16 protein-coding genes are annotated in these 14230 nt (G+C 75.3%); 7 read left to right on the plus strand and 9 right to left on the minus strand.

Annotated features, from left to right (window positions below):
• Positions 1-5 precede the first annotated feature (5 nt).
• Entirely contained in the window at positions 6-719 is a 714-nt protein-coding gene (locus G3T38_RS06440; protein WP_163771261.1) for an enoyl-CoA hydratase, read from the plus strand.
• 74 nt (positions 720-793) lie between these two features.
• On the opposite strand, the gene G3T38_RS06445 is transcribed toward G3T38_RS06440, so the two are convergent.
• The gene (locus tag G3T38_RS06445; RefSeq protein WP_163771262.1) at positions 794-1249 is read right to left on the minus strand and encodes a hypothetical protein; all 456 of its coding nucleotides are present in this window, start codon (positions 1247-1249) and stop codon (positions 794-796) included.
• Between the two features lie 243 nt (positions 1250-1492).
• Entirely contained in the window at positions 1493-2323 is an 831-nt protein-coding gene (gene menB, locus G3T38_RS06450) for a 1,4-dihydroxy-2-naphthoyl-CoA synthase (protein ID WP_163771263.1), read from the minus strand.
• A 102-nt stretch (positions 2324-2425) separates the two neighbouring features.
• Here menB and G3T38_RS06455 point away from each other — a divergent pair, with 102 nt between their 5' ends.
• Complete coding sequence (locus G3T38_RS06455; RefSeq protein ID WP_163771264.1) at positions 2426-2821, plus strand: hypothetical protein; 396 nt, start codon at positions 2426-2428, stop codon at positions 2819-2821.
• A gap of 4 nt (positions 2822-2825) precedes the next feature.
• Complete coding sequence (locus G3T38_RS22140; RefSeq protein ID WP_163771265.1) at positions 2826-3029, plus strand: helix-turn-helix domain-containing protein; 204 nt, start codon at positions 2826-2828, stop codon at positions 3027-3029.
• A 31-nt stretch (positions 3030-3060) separates the two neighbouring features.
• On the opposite strand, the gene G3T38_RS06465 is transcribed toward G3T38_RS22140, so the two are convergent.
• The 6 genes from G3T38_RS06465 to G3T38_RS06485 form a co-directional block, all read right to left on the minus strand.
• Complete coding sequence (locus G3T38_RS06465) at positions 3061-4386, minus strand: MFS transporter (RefSeq protein WP_163771266.1); 1326 nt, start codon at positions 4384-4386, stop codon at positions 3061-3063.
• A complete protein-coding gene (locus G3T38_RS06470; RefSeq protein WP_206675802.1) occupies positions 4383-5783 on the minus strand; it encodes a YcaO-like family protein in 1401 nt (466 codons plus the stop codon). Before G3T38_RS06470 ends, G3T38_RS06465 begins: the two co-directional genes overlap by 4 nt.
• Complete coding sequence (locus G3T38_RS06475; RefSeq protein ID WP_163771267.1) at positions 5768-7054, minus strand: CocE/NonD family hydrolase; 1287 nt, start codon at positions 7052-7054, stop codon at positions 5768-5770. Before G3T38_RS06475 ends, G3T38_RS06470 begins: the two co-directional genes overlap by 16 nt.
• Before the next feature lie 7 nt (positions 7055-7061).
• Positions 7062-7775 carry a hypothetical protein gene (locus G3T38_RS06480; RefSeq protein WP_163771268.1) on the minus strand — a complete coding sequence of 238 codons (714 nt, stop codon included), beginning with the start codon at positions 7773-7775 and terminating at the stop codon, positions 7062-7064.
• A 92-nt stretch (positions 7776-7867) separates the two neighbouring features.
• Positions 7868-8011 (minus strand): streptamidine family RiPP, encoded by a 144-nt coding sequence (amiA, locus tag G3T38_RS20865; RefSeq protein WP_174267677.1) that lies wholly within the window; start codon positions 8009-8011, stop codon positions 7868-7870.
• 283 nt (positions 8012-8294) lie between these two features.
• Complete coding sequence (locus G3T38_RS06485) at positions 8295-9263, minus strand: ABC transporter substrate-binding protein (RefSeq protein ID WP_163771269.1); 969 nt, start codon at positions 9261-9263, stop codon at positions 8295-8297.
• Positions 9264-9345: 82 nt separating this feature from the next.
• On the opposite strand from G3T38_RS06485, the gene G3T38_RS06490 reads away from it, so the two are divergent.
• Genes G3T38_RS06490 through G3T38_RS06500 form a run of 3 tightly spaced genes read left to right on the plus strand, consistent with a single transcriptional unit; the run spans position 9346 to position 12136 of the window.
• Entirely contained in the window at positions 9346-10317 is a 972-nt protein-coding gene (locus G3T38_RS06490) for an iron chelate uptake ABC transporter family permease subunit (RefSeq protein ID WP_163771270.1), read from the plus strand.
• On the plus strand, positions 10314-11309 hold the full coding sequence (locus tag G3T38_RS06495) for an iron chelate uptake ABC transporter family permease subunit (RefSeq protein WP_163771271.1): 996 nt from the start codon (positions 10314-10316) through the stop codon (positions 11307-11309). Before G3T38_RS06490 ends, G3T38_RS06495 begins: the two co-directional genes overlap by 4 nt.
• On the plus strand, positions 11306-12136 hold the full coding sequence (locus tag G3T38_RS06500) for an ABC transporter ATP-binding protein (protein ID WP_163771272.1): 831 nt from the start codon (positions 11306-11308) through the stop codon (positions 12134-12136). The genes G3T38_RS06495 and G3T38_RS06500 overlap by 4 nt, the downstream gene beginning before the upstream one ends.
• 21 nt (positions 12137-12157) lie before the next feature.
• On the opposite strand, the gene G3T38_RS06505 is transcribed toward G3T38_RS06500, so the two are convergent.
• Complete coding sequence (locus G3T38_RS06505) at positions 12158-12544, minus strand: hypothetical protein (protein WP_163771273.1); 387 nt, start codon at positions 12542-12544, stop codon at positions 12158-12160.
• 145 nt (positions 12545-12689) lie between these two features.
• On the opposite strand from G3T38_RS06505, the gene G3T38_RS06510 reads away from it, so the two are divergent.
• The gene (locus tag G3T38_RS06510) at positions 12690-14204 is read left to right on the plus strand and encodes an HNH endonuclease signature motif containing protein (RefSeq protein ID WP_163771274.1); all 1515 of its coding nucleotides are present in this window, start codon (positions 12690-12692) and stop codon (positions 14202-14204) included.
• Positions 14205-14230: the final 26 nt, after the last annotated feature.

The following is a 14230-nucleotide window of genomic DNA, read 5'->3' on the forward strand; positions in this document are numbered from 1 at the left end:
CGGTCATGCTCGCCACGACCCGCGACGGCGCCGTCTCCCTGCTCACCCTCCAGCGCCCGGAGCGGCGCAACGCGCTGAACCTGGAGCTCTGTCGCGCCATCGACGCGGCGGCCCACGCCGAGGTGGAGGCCGGCGCCCGGGTGCTCGTGCTCACCGGCGAGGGCACGTCGTTCTGCTCGGGCGCCGACCTCGGAGGCGTGTACGGCGCGGAGTTCCTCGACGCGCTGTACGGCATGCTCCACGGGCTGACGCGCCTGCCCGTCCCGGTCGTCGCGGCCGTCAACGGACCGGCCATCGGGGCCGGGACGCAGCTCGCGCTCGCCTCCGACCTGCGGATCGCGGACGAGTCCGCGAGGTTCGGCGTGCCCACCGCGCGGAACGGGATGGCCGTCGACGCCTGGACGATGCGCACCCTGCAGACGGTCGCCGGCGGCGGGATGGCACGACGCCTGATGCTGGCCGCGGAGACCGTCGACCGCGACGAGGCGCTGCACTGCGGTCTCGCCGACCGTGCCGGCACCCTCGACGACGCGCTCGCGTGGGCCGCCGAGATCGCCACGCTGGCCCCGCTGACGCTGGCGCACAACAAGCTCGTGCTCAACGGCGGCAGCGACGCCGAGATCGACCGCACCTTCGCCGCCTGCTGGGCGAGCGAGGACGTGCGCGAGGCGGCCACGGCGCGGACGGAGAAGCGGACGCCGGTGTTCCGCGGGGTCTGAGTTCTTTCCTCGCCCTTCCCGGGTCGTGGTGCGAGGCCGCGGGTTTCCGCGGGTCTGGCACCACGACCGGGGCTTCAGCGGGTGACGCAGGCGTCGGCGCGCCAGTCGCTCTCGGTCGTGGCCGTCGCCTCGTGGTGGCCGTCGTCGTCCGTGCTGATGAGCTCACCCGGGCGGAGGGCGACGAGCTCCGCGGCGGTGATGTCCGGGCCGGGCAGCGAGTGGTTCACGTCCTCGGTCCAGCCGCCGATGTAGAGCTCCTGGCGGGGCGGCACCGCCGACACGTCGAGGCCGGTGAGCACGACGGAGTAGGAGCGTCCGGCCGTCGCGCCCGGCGCCCGAGTCTCCCACTCGTCGACGAACAGCCAGGTGACCTCCGGGTCGTCGTCACAGATCTCCACGAGCAGCACGTACGTGCCGTCCGCGGCCCGCGCCAACGTCGCCTCGCCGACCGAGACGGCGGTACAGCCCGCCGTCGCGCCGAGGGCGGCGACGGCTGCGGTGGTGGCGAGGACGCGGCGTACGGCGGTCACCCTCGCAGGCTCCCACGCCTCCGCCGGTCGTGGTGCGAGACCTGCCTTCTCCTCGTTCCCGTTCGTGGCCGGGCCGGGCCGGGCCGGCCCTCCGAAAGGGGACGTTGGTACGGCGCCGGTCGCTTCCGGCCCGCCCCAGCTGCACACTTCTGACGGCGGGGGCGAGGGCGCCTCAGGGGCCTACCCGGTCGTGGTGCGAGACCTGCGGAAATCCGCGGCCTCACACCACGACCCAGAGAGGGGTCAGGCCCGGCGCGGGAACTGCGTGAAGTCGGGCTTCCGCTTCGCCTTGAACGCCTCGCGGCCCTCCTGCGCCTCGGCCTGGCCGTAGAAGAGCAGGTTGGCGTCGTGGGCGAGCTGCTGGATGCCGGCGTAGCCGTCCTCGTGCGCGTTGAACGACAGCTTCGAGAGGCGCAGCGCCCAGGGCGAGAGCTCGAGCATCTCGCGGCACCACGTGAGGGTCTCGGCCTCGAGGTCGGCGAGGGGTACGACGGTGTTGACGAGGCCCATCTCGAGGGCGGTCGCTGCGTCGTACTGGCGGCAGAGGAACCAGATCTCCTTCGCCTTCTTCGGGCCGACGAGGTCGGCGAGGATGCTGGCGCCGTAGCCGCCGTCGAAGGAGCCGACCTTCGGGCCCACCTGGCCGAAGCGGGCGTTGTCGGCCGCGATGGTGAGGTCGGCGACGAGGTGGAGCACGTGGCCGCCGCCGATCGCCCAGCCGGCGACGGACGCGACGATCGGCTTGGGGCAGCGGCGCATCTGCACGTGCAGGTCGGTGACGTGGAAGCGGCCGGTGGCGCTCTCGTGGGTCTTGTAGCCCGAGTCGCCGCGCACGCGCTGGTCGCCGCCGGAGCAGAACGCCTTGCCGCCCTCGCCGGTGAGGATGATGACGCCGATGCGCTCGTCCTCGCGCGCGATGTCGAGCGCGTGGGAGATGTCGATGAGCGTCTGCGGGCGGAACGCGTTGTGCACCTCGGGCCGGTTGATCGAGATCTTGGCGATCCCGTCGTCCGTCGTGGAGAAGATGATGTCCTCGTAGTCGCCCACGGTGGTCCAGGTCGTCTCGTCGCTCATGGCGTTCATTGTGACCGGGCGTTCCATGTCAAGAGAACTTGACTCCGGTCGAGGGGCGGTCCTAGCGTTCGGTGTCAAGGATGTTTGACACGAGGGGGACACATGAGGGGCATGACGCTCGAGACGAAGGTGCGGTCGGCGCTGACCGTCGTGATGCTGGTGGCGATAGGCATCGTCTACACATGGCAATGGCACACGATCGCGCCGCTCTTCGCCATGGCGTGTTCGTTGATGGGCTTCATCGGTGGCCTCTACCACCGCCGCCACCGGCCCCAGCCCGGCCCCACGGACATCGAGGCCGACTGGAGCAGGCGCGTGCAGGCCGGCACCTTCCTCGACACCATGCAGTTCTTCGTCCCCATCCTCATGCTGGTGTCGCTGGTGATCGGCTGGGCCCACGAGACGGCACCGCTCGTCTACCTCGCCGCTCTGATGGTGCTTGCGGGCGTCGACTACGGCCTGCGCTACTGGCTCCTCCGCATCAAGGAGCAGTGGTGACGCCGTGCGCAACCACATAGGCACGCTCCGCGCACAGCGCGGCTGGACGCAGCAGGACCTGGCGCAGCAGCTGGGCGTCTCGCGCCAGACCGTCATCTCCATCGAGCGCGGGCGGCACGACCCCGCGCTGGCGCTGGCGTTCCGGTTGGCGGCGCTGTTCGAGACGTCGGTCGACGCGCTGTTCGAGCCGGGCGGCACCGACGCCTGAGGGACCGGACCCGAGGTCCAGAACTGTGCGGCTAGGACCGCTCCCGCTCGGTCCGAGCGGCACCAGGCGCACATTTCCGAGCCCGGCCCGGCTCGGCCCGCTCCACCTCCAGCGCCGCCAGCCGCGGGTAGCGCGCCACCCCCCACACCAGCGCCCCCACCAGGCTGACGAGCAGCGCGCCCGCGGCGAGGCGGAGCGCCCACTCGACCCCCGCCGTACCCGCCACGACGCCCGCCGCCGCCGCGCCGAGCGGGCTGCCGCCCCAGGCGATCATGCGGGCGGTGGTGTTGACGCGGCCCTGGAGCGCGTCGGGCGTGACGACCTGGCGCACGACGATGCCGTTGACGATGAGCGTCGTCGACGCCAGGTGGAAGCAGGCGAGGAGCACGAGGGCGAGCACGAGCGACGTCGTCGCCGACAGCGCACCCACGGCGACGGCGGCGACCGCGAACCCGCAGGTCGTGATGATCCCGACGCCGACCCGCTGCTGCAGCCGCGGCAGCGCGAGGCTGGCGACGAACGTGCCGAGCGCGCCCGCCGCGAACAGCCAACCGATCGCTGCGTCCTCCGCGCCCAGCCCGAGGCGCTCGACCCCGATCACGACGACGAGCCCGGCGACGGCGCCGCCCGCAAGGCTGCACCCGATCCCGAGCAGCGTCAGCGCACGCACGACGGGCTGCCCGAGCACGAACCGGAGGCCCTCGAGGATGTCGGCGCCGAGGCGCGTACGGCGCGACCCACCTCCCGCGGCCACCGCCGGCCGCGTCTCGCTCCCCTCCCAGCGGAGCCGGGCGAGCACGAGCCCGGCGACGAGGTGGGCGGCCGCGTCGAGGCCGATGACGAGCGCCACCGGCAGCGTGGCGACGAGCACGCCGGCGACGACGGGACCGGCGACGCTGATGGCGGTGCCGACGGTGACGAGCAGCGACGTGGCCGACGCGACCCGCTCGCGCCCGACCATCTGCGGCACGACCCCGAACGACGCGGCGTCGGCGAACACGAACAGCGCACCGACGAGCAGGCCCGTGAGCAGCAGCTGGGGATAGGTCAGCACGCCCACGGCGTCCGCCAGCGGGATGGCGGCGAGGAGGAGGGCGACGCCCAGCGACGTACCCACGAGCACCCGCCGCCGGTGCCACCGGTCGACGAGGGCGCCGGCCGGCAGGCCGAGCACCAGGTAGGGCAGCGTCTCCGCGGCCGCCATCAGCGCCGTGAGGGTGGCGCTGCCGGTGAGCCGGTAGACGAGCACCGGCAGGGCGACCAACGTGAGCGCACCGCCGGCCATGGCCAGCGCCCGGGCGGCGAGGTAGGTCCGGTACGCCGGGACGTCCCACGCACTCAGGGGCGGGGCGCTCACAGGCTGGGCGGGGGCAGGAGGAGCAGCTGGCCCGGGTCGGTGACGTCGACCCGGCGCTCGTGCCGGTTCGGCGTCGTGGCGGCCACCTCGGCCCAGCGCGGCAGCCCGAGGTAGGTGAACGCGGCCGGCGCGTTCGGCACGAGCCCCCGGGCACAGACGCGCGCGACCCGCAGCGGGGTGAGCGCGACGTCGGGCGTGGTGAGGTCGCAGACGACCACCTCGTGCCCCGCCGCGGCGAGGGCCGCCCGCATCCCCTCCTCGGTGCCGACGGGCAGCGCGTCGATGCCGACCACCTCGCCGGGATCGGTGAACCGGCGGCCGAGCGTCGCCTGCACCCGCGGGTCGAGCCACACCTGCGCCTGCGCGCCGAGGTCCCGGACGTGCTCCTGCACCGGGCCGGCGGCGTCGAGGTACGACCGGTCCGCCCGGTGCTCCAGGTAGAGCCCCCGCGACAGCACCCCGGCGTCCATCGACCCGAAGACCCAGCCGTCGGCGTCGAGCAGGCCGCGGGTGAAGACCCAGCTGTGCACCGCCTCGAGCACGGCCTTGGTGGCCGTCTCGACCGGGTCGAGCTTGGCCGAGAACCCGCCGGCGGCGATGCCCGTGACGGGGTCGCGCACGAGGGCGGCGACGACCGGCACGCCGAACCACGCGGGCAGCTCCAGCAGGTGCACCTCCAGCCGCGAGCCCGCGAGGTGGTCGGCCAGCCCCGGCACGCTCGCGACGTCGATGCCGCGGGCCGGCAGGTCGAGGTGCCACCACAGCGACAGGGAGTCGCGCTCGACCAGCTCGAGCAGCCCGCGGCGCGCGGCGTCGGCGAGCCCCTGACCGGTGGCGATCCCCGCGTAGTTGAGGTGGTGCAGGAACGGGTCCCCGCGCCGCTCGCCGGTGCGCCAGTTGAGGTGCACCCACGACGCGGGGACGAGCACCTCGCCCCCACCGCCGGCACCGCCGCCGTCGCCCGTGCCGACCGCCCAGGCGATCTCGACGTCGTCGGTGAACCGGGCGTAGGGGAAGCCCGGCCGCGCGTGCTGCCAGTCCGCGAACCAGCGCAGGTCCTCGGGCCCGAGCAGGCGACGCCCCTCGGCGCGCAGCTCCGCGGCGCTGGCCCGGCGGAGCCCGGCGGGCACGTAGTTGCCGCAGTACCGCTCCACCGCCTCGCCCACCGCCGCCACCCGGGCGCCCTCCAGGTCGCCGAAGGTCGTGCCGAGCGACACGAGGTCGCTCGGCCACGCGCCGTACGTGCGGGAGTCCGCGACCGCGGCCGTGAGGCCGACGTACGCCGGCGGCATCCCGTCGAGCCGGTCCACCGGGTGCAGCTCGCGGACGAGCCCCACGAGCGGGTCGACGAGGTCGTCGAAGGTGAGCGGAGCGGGCGCGGTCAGCGGAGCGGCCATGGGGTGACCTCCAGGTCGACGTGGCGGACGGTACGGACGTGCGGGGCCCCCGAGCGGGCGGGGGCAGTGCGGGGGAAGGCGTCGGCGGCGACGACGAGCACGTGGTCGTCCGCGGGGTCGAGGACGACCGGACCGAGCGTCACCCGCGGCCCGACGGCGGCACCGTGGGCGAGCTCCTCGAGCACCGCACCCCCGCGCCCCCGGCGCGCGAGCGCCACGCACCAGGGCGCGGCGGGCGGGGCGTCACCGGCGACGTACGCCGCCACGTCGGCCACCAGCGCACGCCCGGCCCCCGGGCGCGGGAGGTCGACGGGGAGGAGCAGCCGGTCGGGACGGCCCCGCGGGTCGAGCGCCCGGGAGCCGAGGGGCGGCGACGGGACGGGCCGTGCCGGGTCGACGCGGAGCACGCCGCCCGGGCCAGCGGGGAACCGACGGCGGAGCGGGGTGCCGGGGCGGAGCGAGCGGGTCCCGTCCCCGACCGACGCCCCGACCGACGCCCCGGTCGGGGGCGTCCCGGCGGCCAGCTGGTCCAGCCACGCGAGGACGCGGCGCGCGCGCTGCGCCCCGCGCAGGTCGTGGGCCCACGGCCCGAGCACGAGGTGGACGGGGCCGCCCCACGCGCGGGCCAGGTCGACGGTGTCGTGGGCGAAGTGGTCGTGGAGCCCGCCGATCGCCAGCAGCGGCACGCGCTGCCGGGCCGCGAGCGCGGCGCGGCCCGCGTCGTCGCGGGTCGCGTCCACGACGCGCCCCCAGTCGCTGAGGTCGGCGTGCTCGCCCCACCAGCCGAGGCGCGACGCGAGCTGGAACGCTCCCCCGCGCGTCCACGCGGTCTCGCCGAGCCCGAGCGCGGGCACGCCCACCGAGACGGCGTCGGGGCCGTCGGCGGGTGCGGAGCCCCGCTCCTCGAGCTCGGCGAGAGCGGCGAGGGCGCAGTGCGCGCCGTACGACGTGCCGTGCAGCACGACGGGCCCCGCGACCCACGACTGCCGTCGCGTCCACGCGAGCAGGTCGGCGCCGTCCGGTCCCTCGCCGGCGTAGGGCGTGAACCGGCCCGGCGAGCCGTGGCGGCCGCGCACGTCCTGGAGCACGAGCGCGACGCCGTGGCGCGCCCAGCCCACGCCCTCGGGCGCGTGGCCGACGGCGTCGTACGGGGTGCGGGCGACGAGCACGGCGCGGGGCGGGCCGTCGGGGCGCCAGGCGTACGTCGCGAGCCCGCCCACCTCGTGCCGCTCGGCGTGCACGGTGGTGGGGGCTGCGGCGGCGAGCGTCATCGGGGCGTCATCGGGGCGCGGGCGGGACGGGGAGGACGGGGCGTCGCGCGACCGCGAGGGTGCGGAGGTCGATCGTCGTGGCGAGGTAGGCGTCGCGGCCCTGCGGGCGGTCCGCGCGGTCCGCGCGGTCTGCCCGGGCGAGCGCCTCGCTCGCGAGCGTGTGGGCGACGAGCTCGACGGCGCGGGACGAGGGTGTCGCGGAGGCGGCCACGACGGACGGCGCGACCTCGTCGGCGGGGTCGACCTCGTCGAGGCGCCGGTGGTGCCCGGCGGCGCGCCAGCGGGCGGCGACGTCGGCGAGGGGTACGGCGGCGGGAGCCACCACGAGGTGACCGTCCGCGCACCACGCCTCCACGCGCGCGGCTCGCGGCGCGGTGACGTCGATGCGGAGCGTGCTCGCCTCGTCCTGCCCGACCTCCACGCCCATCCGGCGCAGGGCGGCGGCGGTGGCGGCGGCGAGCGGTCCGGTGCCCTGCACGCGCGCGGCCGGGGACGTCGCGGGCCGCAGGTGCCCGGCGGCGCCGAGGGCGTCGTACGCCGCCGCGGCCACCGGCGTGCCCGGCCGCCGGCCGGCGACGAGCGCGCGCCGGAGCTCGTCGGCCTCGGCGGGCGGGAGGTGCACGGCGTGGAGGGTGCCGTCCGCCGTGCGCAGCAGGTCGCCGTCGGCGGTGCGGTGGAGCTGGACGCCGGGGGCCAGCCGCGGCGCGGTGAGGACGGTCATGGGTGCTCCCGAGGGTGGATCGGATCGGACGAGCGCTGCCCGCGCGCCCCCGGAGAGGTGGGGCGCACGGGCAGCGGGTCAGACAGTCGCGGTCAGCGGTCGCGCTGCGCCTCGACGGCCTGGGCCTCGACGGCCTCGACCTCGTCGAACGGGTTCTCGACGAGCGCGTTGCTGTGACCGGCGGAGTGCGTCGCCAGGGCGGCGCGGGCGGGGACGGGGCTGAAGAACTCGTTCATCTGCTGCTCCTTCGCATCGGTGTCGCAGGCCCCGAACGGACCTGCGGGAGGATCAGACCATTTCTGAGAATGATTCTCAAGTGCGAGGTGGGGCGACTTTCCGGCGCCGGCGCCGGTCGCGAACGAGGACGGAGCCCGGGCTCATTGCCCGGGGGGCGAGGAAAGTGCGCCCGGGGGAAAGAAAACGCGGATCGGAAGGCCCTGCCGATCGGCGTGTCGCGGGTCCGGGTCCGCGTCTTCTTTCGCCCTCCCGACAGCCGGTCCGCGTTTTCCTCCTCGGGCATCAGTGCTCGATGCCGAGCTCGTCCTCGACCTGGTCGAGCACGATGCCGAGCGAGATCGTGCCGCGGCCGGTCGCCCACACGGCCGCCTCGACCTCGACGACGCGATCGGTGCGGGCGGCGGTCAGCTGGGCCCACTGCGGGTCGCTGGCGAGGCGCTCCGACAGCGGCTCGGCGTCGGTCGACGCCGAGAACGCCTGCGCGAACACGACGTCGGGGTCGACCGCGGCGACCTGCTCGACGGCAACGGTCGCGAACGGGTCGGCGCCGGCCTCCCACGGGTAGTCGCTCACCTCCGCCAGCAGCGAGCCCACCGGGGTCGCGACCGAGTCGACGCCGAGCGAACCGGGCTCGCCGAACATCGACAGCGTCGTGAGGTCGGAGCGGTGCTCGGCCGCGTGCTCGACGCGCTCGGTGAAGGCGTCGGCGGCGGCGTCGGCTGCATCCTGCGTGCCCGTCAGCTCGCCGACGGTGCGCAGGACGTCGACCGACTCCTCCCAGGACGCCGGGTCGACGAGGTAGAGCGGCGCGATCTCCTCGACCGCGTCCCGCAGCCCGTCCTGCGCGCCGGCGAGCCCGATGACGAGGTCGGGCGCGGCGAGCGCGATGTCCTCGACGTTCTCCTCGCCGAAGCCGCCGGTGATCTCGCGCATGTCGGCGTCGGGCCCGGCGTACCGCTCGTCGAGCGCCAGCGGCTCCCGGTAGGCGACGGGGGTGATGCCGACCTCGGTCAGCGCGTCGACGCAGATCATGGTGAGGCAGGCGATGCGCTCGGCGGGGGCGTCGAGCGTGACCTCGACCCCGGTGGCGTCGGTGGCGCTGACCGCTCCGCCACCACCCGACCCGGGGGCGGCCTCGGAGGAGTCGCTGGCACACCCCCCGAGCACGCCGGCTCCGAGGGTGAGGACGCCGGCGACGGCGAGGGCGGGACGGACGCGGCGGACGCCGCGGGACGGGCTCGGGTTGCGCATGGGATCTCCTGTACGTGACGATGGCGCCGAAATGATAATGGTTCTCACTCGCGGCGCAACGGCGCGGTCCACGCCCGCCGTCGTGCCCCACCTCCTCGCCGCCCTCGCGCTCGCGGCGCTCGTGGGCGCCGCGCTCTGCCTCGGCGAGCCGCGGTTGAGCCCCGCGGCCGTGCTCGACGCGCTGCGCGACCCCACCCACCCCCAGCACGTGGCGGTCACCCAGGCGCGGCTGCCGCGGGCCGTCCTGGGCGCGCTGGCGGGGCTCGGCCTCGCGGTCGCGGGACTGCTGATGCAGGACGCGCTCCACAACCAGGTCGCCGGACCCGAGCTGCTCGGGGTCTCCTCCGGTGCTGCCGTCGTGACGGCGGCCGTCGTCGTGCTGGCCCTGCCCGTCCCGCTGGCAGCACTGCCCCACCTCGCCCTGGTCGGCGCGCTCGTCGCCGGCGTGCTCGTGCTCCTCGCGATCGGCGGCAGCACCCGGGACCCCGATCAGGTCGTGCTCGTCGGCGCCGCCGTCTCCGCGGCCTGCGCCGGGCTCGTGGTCGCGATCGTCGGTCTCGGCACCGAGGGGAACGTCGTCGTGCTGTTCCGCTACCTCCTCGGCAGCCTCGCCGCCCGTGGGTGGGCGCACGTCGAGGTCGTGCTGCCGTGGGTCGTCGTGGGCGTCGGGGTCGCCGTCCTGCTCCGCCGTCGCGTCGCCGCGCTGGCGCTCGGGGACGTCGCGGCGACCGGCCTCGGCGTACCCGTCGTCCGCACCCGCCTCACCGCCCTCGCCGTCGCGGCCGCGCTCGCCGCGGCGGTGGCGAGCGTCTGCGGCCCGGTGGCGTACGTCGCGCTCCTGGCCCCCCACGTCGCCCGGCGCCTGCGGGGCAGCACCAGCACGGCTCGGGTGCTCGCGCTCACGGGGCTCGTCGGGGCGGTGCTGCTCGTGGCGGCGGACCTCGTCTCGCGCCTCGTGCTCTACCCCGTCGAGGTCCCGGTGGGCGTGGCCACGACGCTCGTCGGCGTACCCGCCCTCGTCTGGATCCTCGCCCGCACCCGGGAGGCGCGGTGAGGACCCTCGCGCTCGCCGTCGGCGCCGCCCTGGCCGTGGTGGCACTCGTCGCCGCGCACCTGTTCGTCGGACGCTCCGCGCTGGCGCCCGGCGATGTCGCCGCAGCGCTGCTCGGCCACGCCCGCGAGCCCGCGCACGAGATCATCGTGCTCCGCTTCCGGCTGCCGCGGGTGCTCGTGGGGCTCGCGGCGGGAGCGCTGCTGGCGACGTCGGGCGTGCTCGTGCAGGCCGTCGTGCGCAACCCCCTCGCCGAGCCCGCCACGACGGGCGTCGGCTCGGGTGCCGCGCTCGCCGTCGTGGTGAGCCTGCTGGTGGCGCCGGGGCACCCGTACGTCGCGGTCGCCGCCCTCCTCGGGGCGCTGGCCGCCGGCGGGCTGCTGTTCGTGCTCGGCCGCCGCTCGCTCGCCCTCACCGGGATCCTGCTCGGCGCGGTGTTCGGGTCGCTCACCTCGTTCGCGCTGGTGCTCGACTCCGCTCCGATGGGCACGGTGCTCCGGTGGCTCGTCGGCTCGCTCAACGCGCGCACGACCGGGGACTGGGACGCCGTCGCCCCCTGGCTGCTGACGGTGCCGCTGGCGTGGCTGCTGGCCTCCCACATGAACGCGTGGGCGCTCGGGGAGACGACGGCGGTGGGCCTCGGCGTACGGCGCCTGCTCACCCCCGCCGCGATCCTCGGCGTCGCGGTGCTCGCGGCCGCGGCCGCCGTCACCGCGGCGGGTGCCGTGGCGTTCGTCGGCCTCGTGGCGCCGCACGCGGCGCGGATGCTCGTCGGGTCCGACCACCGGCGGCTGGTGCCGGCCGCCGCCGTGCTGGGGGCGCTGCTGCTGTCGGCGGCGGACCTCGTCGCGTTCGCCGTGTCCCTCGAGCTCCCGGGAGCCCGGCCCGACGTCGCGGGCGTGCCCGTCGGCGCGGTGACGGCGCTCATCGGGGCGCCCCTGCTCGTCCACCTGGTGCGCCGGAGCGCGCGCCCCACCCTCCAGGAGCGCGGATGACCTCGTCCCTCCCCACGCCTCTCCCACCGCCTTCCACGCCGCCTTCCACGCCGGGCGCGCCGGTGCTGGCCGCCGACCGGATCACCGTCGGCTACCGCGACGCGCTCGTGCTCGAGGCCCTCTCGCTCGCGGTCGCGGCCGGCACGGCGACGGCGCTCGTCGGACCCAACGGGTCGGGCAAGTCGACGTTGCTCGCCGCCCTCGCGCGCGTCCTGGCGCCGCGGTCGGGCGCCGTGCGGCTCGACGGCACGCCGCTGCGGGACCTGCCCACGCGGGCCGTCGCGCGCCGGATCGCGCTGCTCCCGCAGACGTCGACGGCGCCGCCCGGGGCGACGGTGCGCGAACTGGTGGAGCAGGGGCGCTACCCGCAGCGCGGCCCGTGGGCGATGCTGCGCCGCACCGACGACGCCGCGATGGAGCGCGCCCTCGAGCGCACCGGTGTCGCCCACCTCGCCGACCGCCGCCTCGCGACGCTCTCGGGCGGCGAGCGGCAACGCGCGTGGATCGCGATGGCGCTCGCCCAGGAGACGGACGTGCTGCTGCTGGACGAGCCGACGACGTACCTCGACGTCCGCCACCAGCTCGACCTCCTCCGCCTCGTCGGGCGGCTCCGCGACGAGGGGATGACCGTCGTGATGGTGCTGCACGACCTCAACCAGGCGGCGCGCTACGCCGACCGCGTCGTCGCGCTCCGCGAGGGCCGCATCGTGGCCGACGGCGCACCCGAGGCCGTCGTGACGCCGGCGCTGCTCCGCGGCGTGTTCGAGATCGACGCCGTCGTGGTCCCCGACCCCGTCAGCGGCCGCCCGCACTTCGTGGAGCGGTGAGCTGCCGGGGGCGGCGCGGGTTCACGCGGTGTAGGGCAGGGAGTGGCTCGCGACCGGCGAGCCGTCGACGTAGTAGGTGACGGTGAAGTCGTAGGTCGTGCCGGGCACGAGGCCGACGAAGATGAAGCTGCCCGACCCCGGCCCCTGGCTCACCGCGAAGTCGGGCCCGATGGTCGAGCCGTCAGACGGCGTCCGGCTCACCCGGACGATGCGGGTGGGGCCGGTCGGCACGCCGTCGACCGTGTAGAAGACGTCCGTCCGATCACCGAACCCGCGCGGCGCGATGCTGGTGATGCGGATCTCGGGAGCCGTGCTCGCGGCGACGGCGGGAGCCGCGGCGACGACAGCGACCGCGGGGACGCTCCACACGCCGGCGCGCACGACGCCACGCCTGCTGATGTTCGCCACCTCCGGAACCTCGCAGGCGCACACCCCGCTGTCAAGCGCGTCGTGTCGCACGAAGTGCGCTGGGTCGCGGGGTTGTCCACAGCCGGTACGGCGGCTCGTCCGGTGTCGTTCAGGACTGTCGGTGGGTGCGGGTTGAGTGGTGGCCATGACGGGGGTCAGCTCTTCTGGTGACGCCGATGGCTTCGAGCCACCGGTGCCGGAGCCCCCTGCCGAGTTCCTGGTCGAGGTGCCGGTGCCGGACTGGTTGGAGCACGCGTTCGCGACCGGGGAGTGGCCCGTGGAGGCGACGCGCGGGTGCCGGGTTGTCAGTCCCGAGGGTCGGTACGACGCGGCTGAGCCCGTTGCGGAGCCCGAGCCTGGGTGGGCGGTGCCGGGCGTCGGCACTGCTGCGGGTGCGGGTGCGGTGGATGTGGGGCATCCGATGTTGGAGGCGATCCGGACAGCGACGGCGGTGCTGGACACCGACGGGCGTACCGGGCTGGGGTGGTTGGGTGCCCCGCAGACCGGTATCGCGCTCGTCGATGCCCACCGGCTGGTCGCACGGGCCTCAGCGCTGGTGGCGGTGTTGGTGCAGCACGCCGAGGAGGTCGAGCTGTACCGACAGAACGGTGCCTCGACCGCGGCGGTGTGGCTGGCGAACGCGACCGCTGCGACGCGTCGCGATGCCTACCGGTTCGCCCGCGTCGGGGCCGCCGTCGGCGAGGACACGGGGCGGTACCGGACCCACCTCGGCCCCGGCTGCCTGACCGGCACCGTGGACCTCGAGCAGGCCGACGTCATCGTCAAGGCCCTCGACGCGCTACCTGGCGAACTGGATCCCGCCCTCCGGAACCAGGCCGAGGAGGTGCTGGTCGGGTACGCCGCCGACCACGACGCCCACGCCCTACGGACGCTGGGCAAGAAGATCCTCACCGTCATCGCCCCCGAGATCGGCGAAGCGCACGAGGCCGCACTGCTGGAGAAGGAAGAGCGCGACGCCCGCGCCGCGTCACGGTTGTCGATGGTCTCCGACGGCCTGGGACGTGTGTGGGGCCGCTTCGTCCTGCCCGAGCTCCACGGCGCGATGCTCCGCAAAGCCCTCGACGCCTACGCCGCACCAAAGCACCTCAACACCAACGACAACCCCGAGCAGCGATTCGTCACCGGACGACCCACACCCGAGCGCTACGGCCAGGCCTTCCAACAGCTCCTGGAGATGCTCGACCACAAGGACCTCCCCGCCACCGGCGGCATGGGCGCGACCGTCGTCGTCACGATGACCCTCGAATCACTCCGCGGGGGCCTCGCATCAGCGTCCCTCGACACCGGCGGCACTCTCAGCGCAGCCGAAGCCCGCCGGCTGGCGTGCGAGGCGGGGATCATCCCTGCGGTCCTCGGCACCCACAGCGAGGTCCTCGACCTCGGCCGCACCACCCGTTTCCACACCCGGGCCATGCGCCTCGCCATGGCCCTCCGCGACGGCGGCTGCATCGCCGAGGGCTGCAACCGGCCACCCCACCAGACCCACGCCCACCACCTCACCGCATGGTCACAGGGCGGCCACACCAACGTGAACGACGGCTGCCTCCTCTGCGACCAGCACCACCACCAGATCCACGACCCGCTCTACCTCGTCGAGAGGCTCGGCACCGGCAAGCTCCGCTTCACCCGCCGCGAGTGACCGGCCCCGAGCGACGGCCCCGAGCG

Origin of the sequence: Nocardioides zeae (assembly GCF_010686755.1) — a bacterium.
Lineage (GTDB): Bacteria > Actinomycetota > Actinomycetes > Propionibacteriales > Nocardioidaceae > Nocardioides > Nocardioides zeae.

Excerpts from the sequence above, each read along its gene's own strand:
- G3T38_RS06455 (WP_163771264.1), top strand. The coding sequence starts at position 2,426 with ATGAGGGGCATGACGCTCGAGACGAAGGTGCGGTCGGCGCTGACCGTC.
- G3T38_RS06475 (WP_163771267.1), bottom strand. The coding sequence starts at position 7,054 with ATGACGCTCGCCGCCGCAGCCCCCACCACCGTGCACGCCGAGCGGCAC.
- amiA (WP_174267677.1), bottom strand. The coding sequence starts at position 8,011 with ATGAACGAGTTCTTCAGCCCCGTCCCCGCCCGCGCCGCCCTGGCGACG.
- menB (WP_163771263.1), bottom strand. The coding sequence starts at position 2,323 with ATGAGCGACGAGACGACCTGGACCACCGTGGGCGACTACGAGGACATC.
- G3T38_RS06470 (WP_206675802.1), bottom strand. The coding sequence starts at position 5,783 with ATGGCCGCTCCGCTGACCGCGCCCGCTCCGCTCACCTTCGACGACCTC.
- G3T38_RS06440 (WP_163771261.1), top strand. The coding sequence starts at position 6 with ATGCTCGCCACGACCCGCGACGGCGCCGTCTCCCTGCTCACCCTCCAG.
- G3T38_RS06510 (WP_163771274.1), top strand. The coding sequence starts at position 12,690 with ATGACGGGGGTCAGCTCTTCTGGTGACGCCGATGGCTTCGAGCCACCG.
- G3T38_RS06500 (WP_163771272.1), top strand. The coding sequence starts at position 11,306 with ATGACCTCGTCCCTCCCCACGCCTCTCCCACCGCCTTCCACGCCGCCT.
- G3T38_RS06480 (WP_163771268.1), bottom strand. The coding sequence starts at position 7,775 with ATGACCGTCCTCACCGCGCCGCGGCTGGCCCCCGGCGTCCAGCTCCAC.
- G3T38_RS06485 (WP_163771269.1), bottom strand. The coding sequence starts at position 9,263 with ATGCGCAACCCGAGCCCGTCCCGCGGCGTCCGCCGCGTCCGTCCCGCC.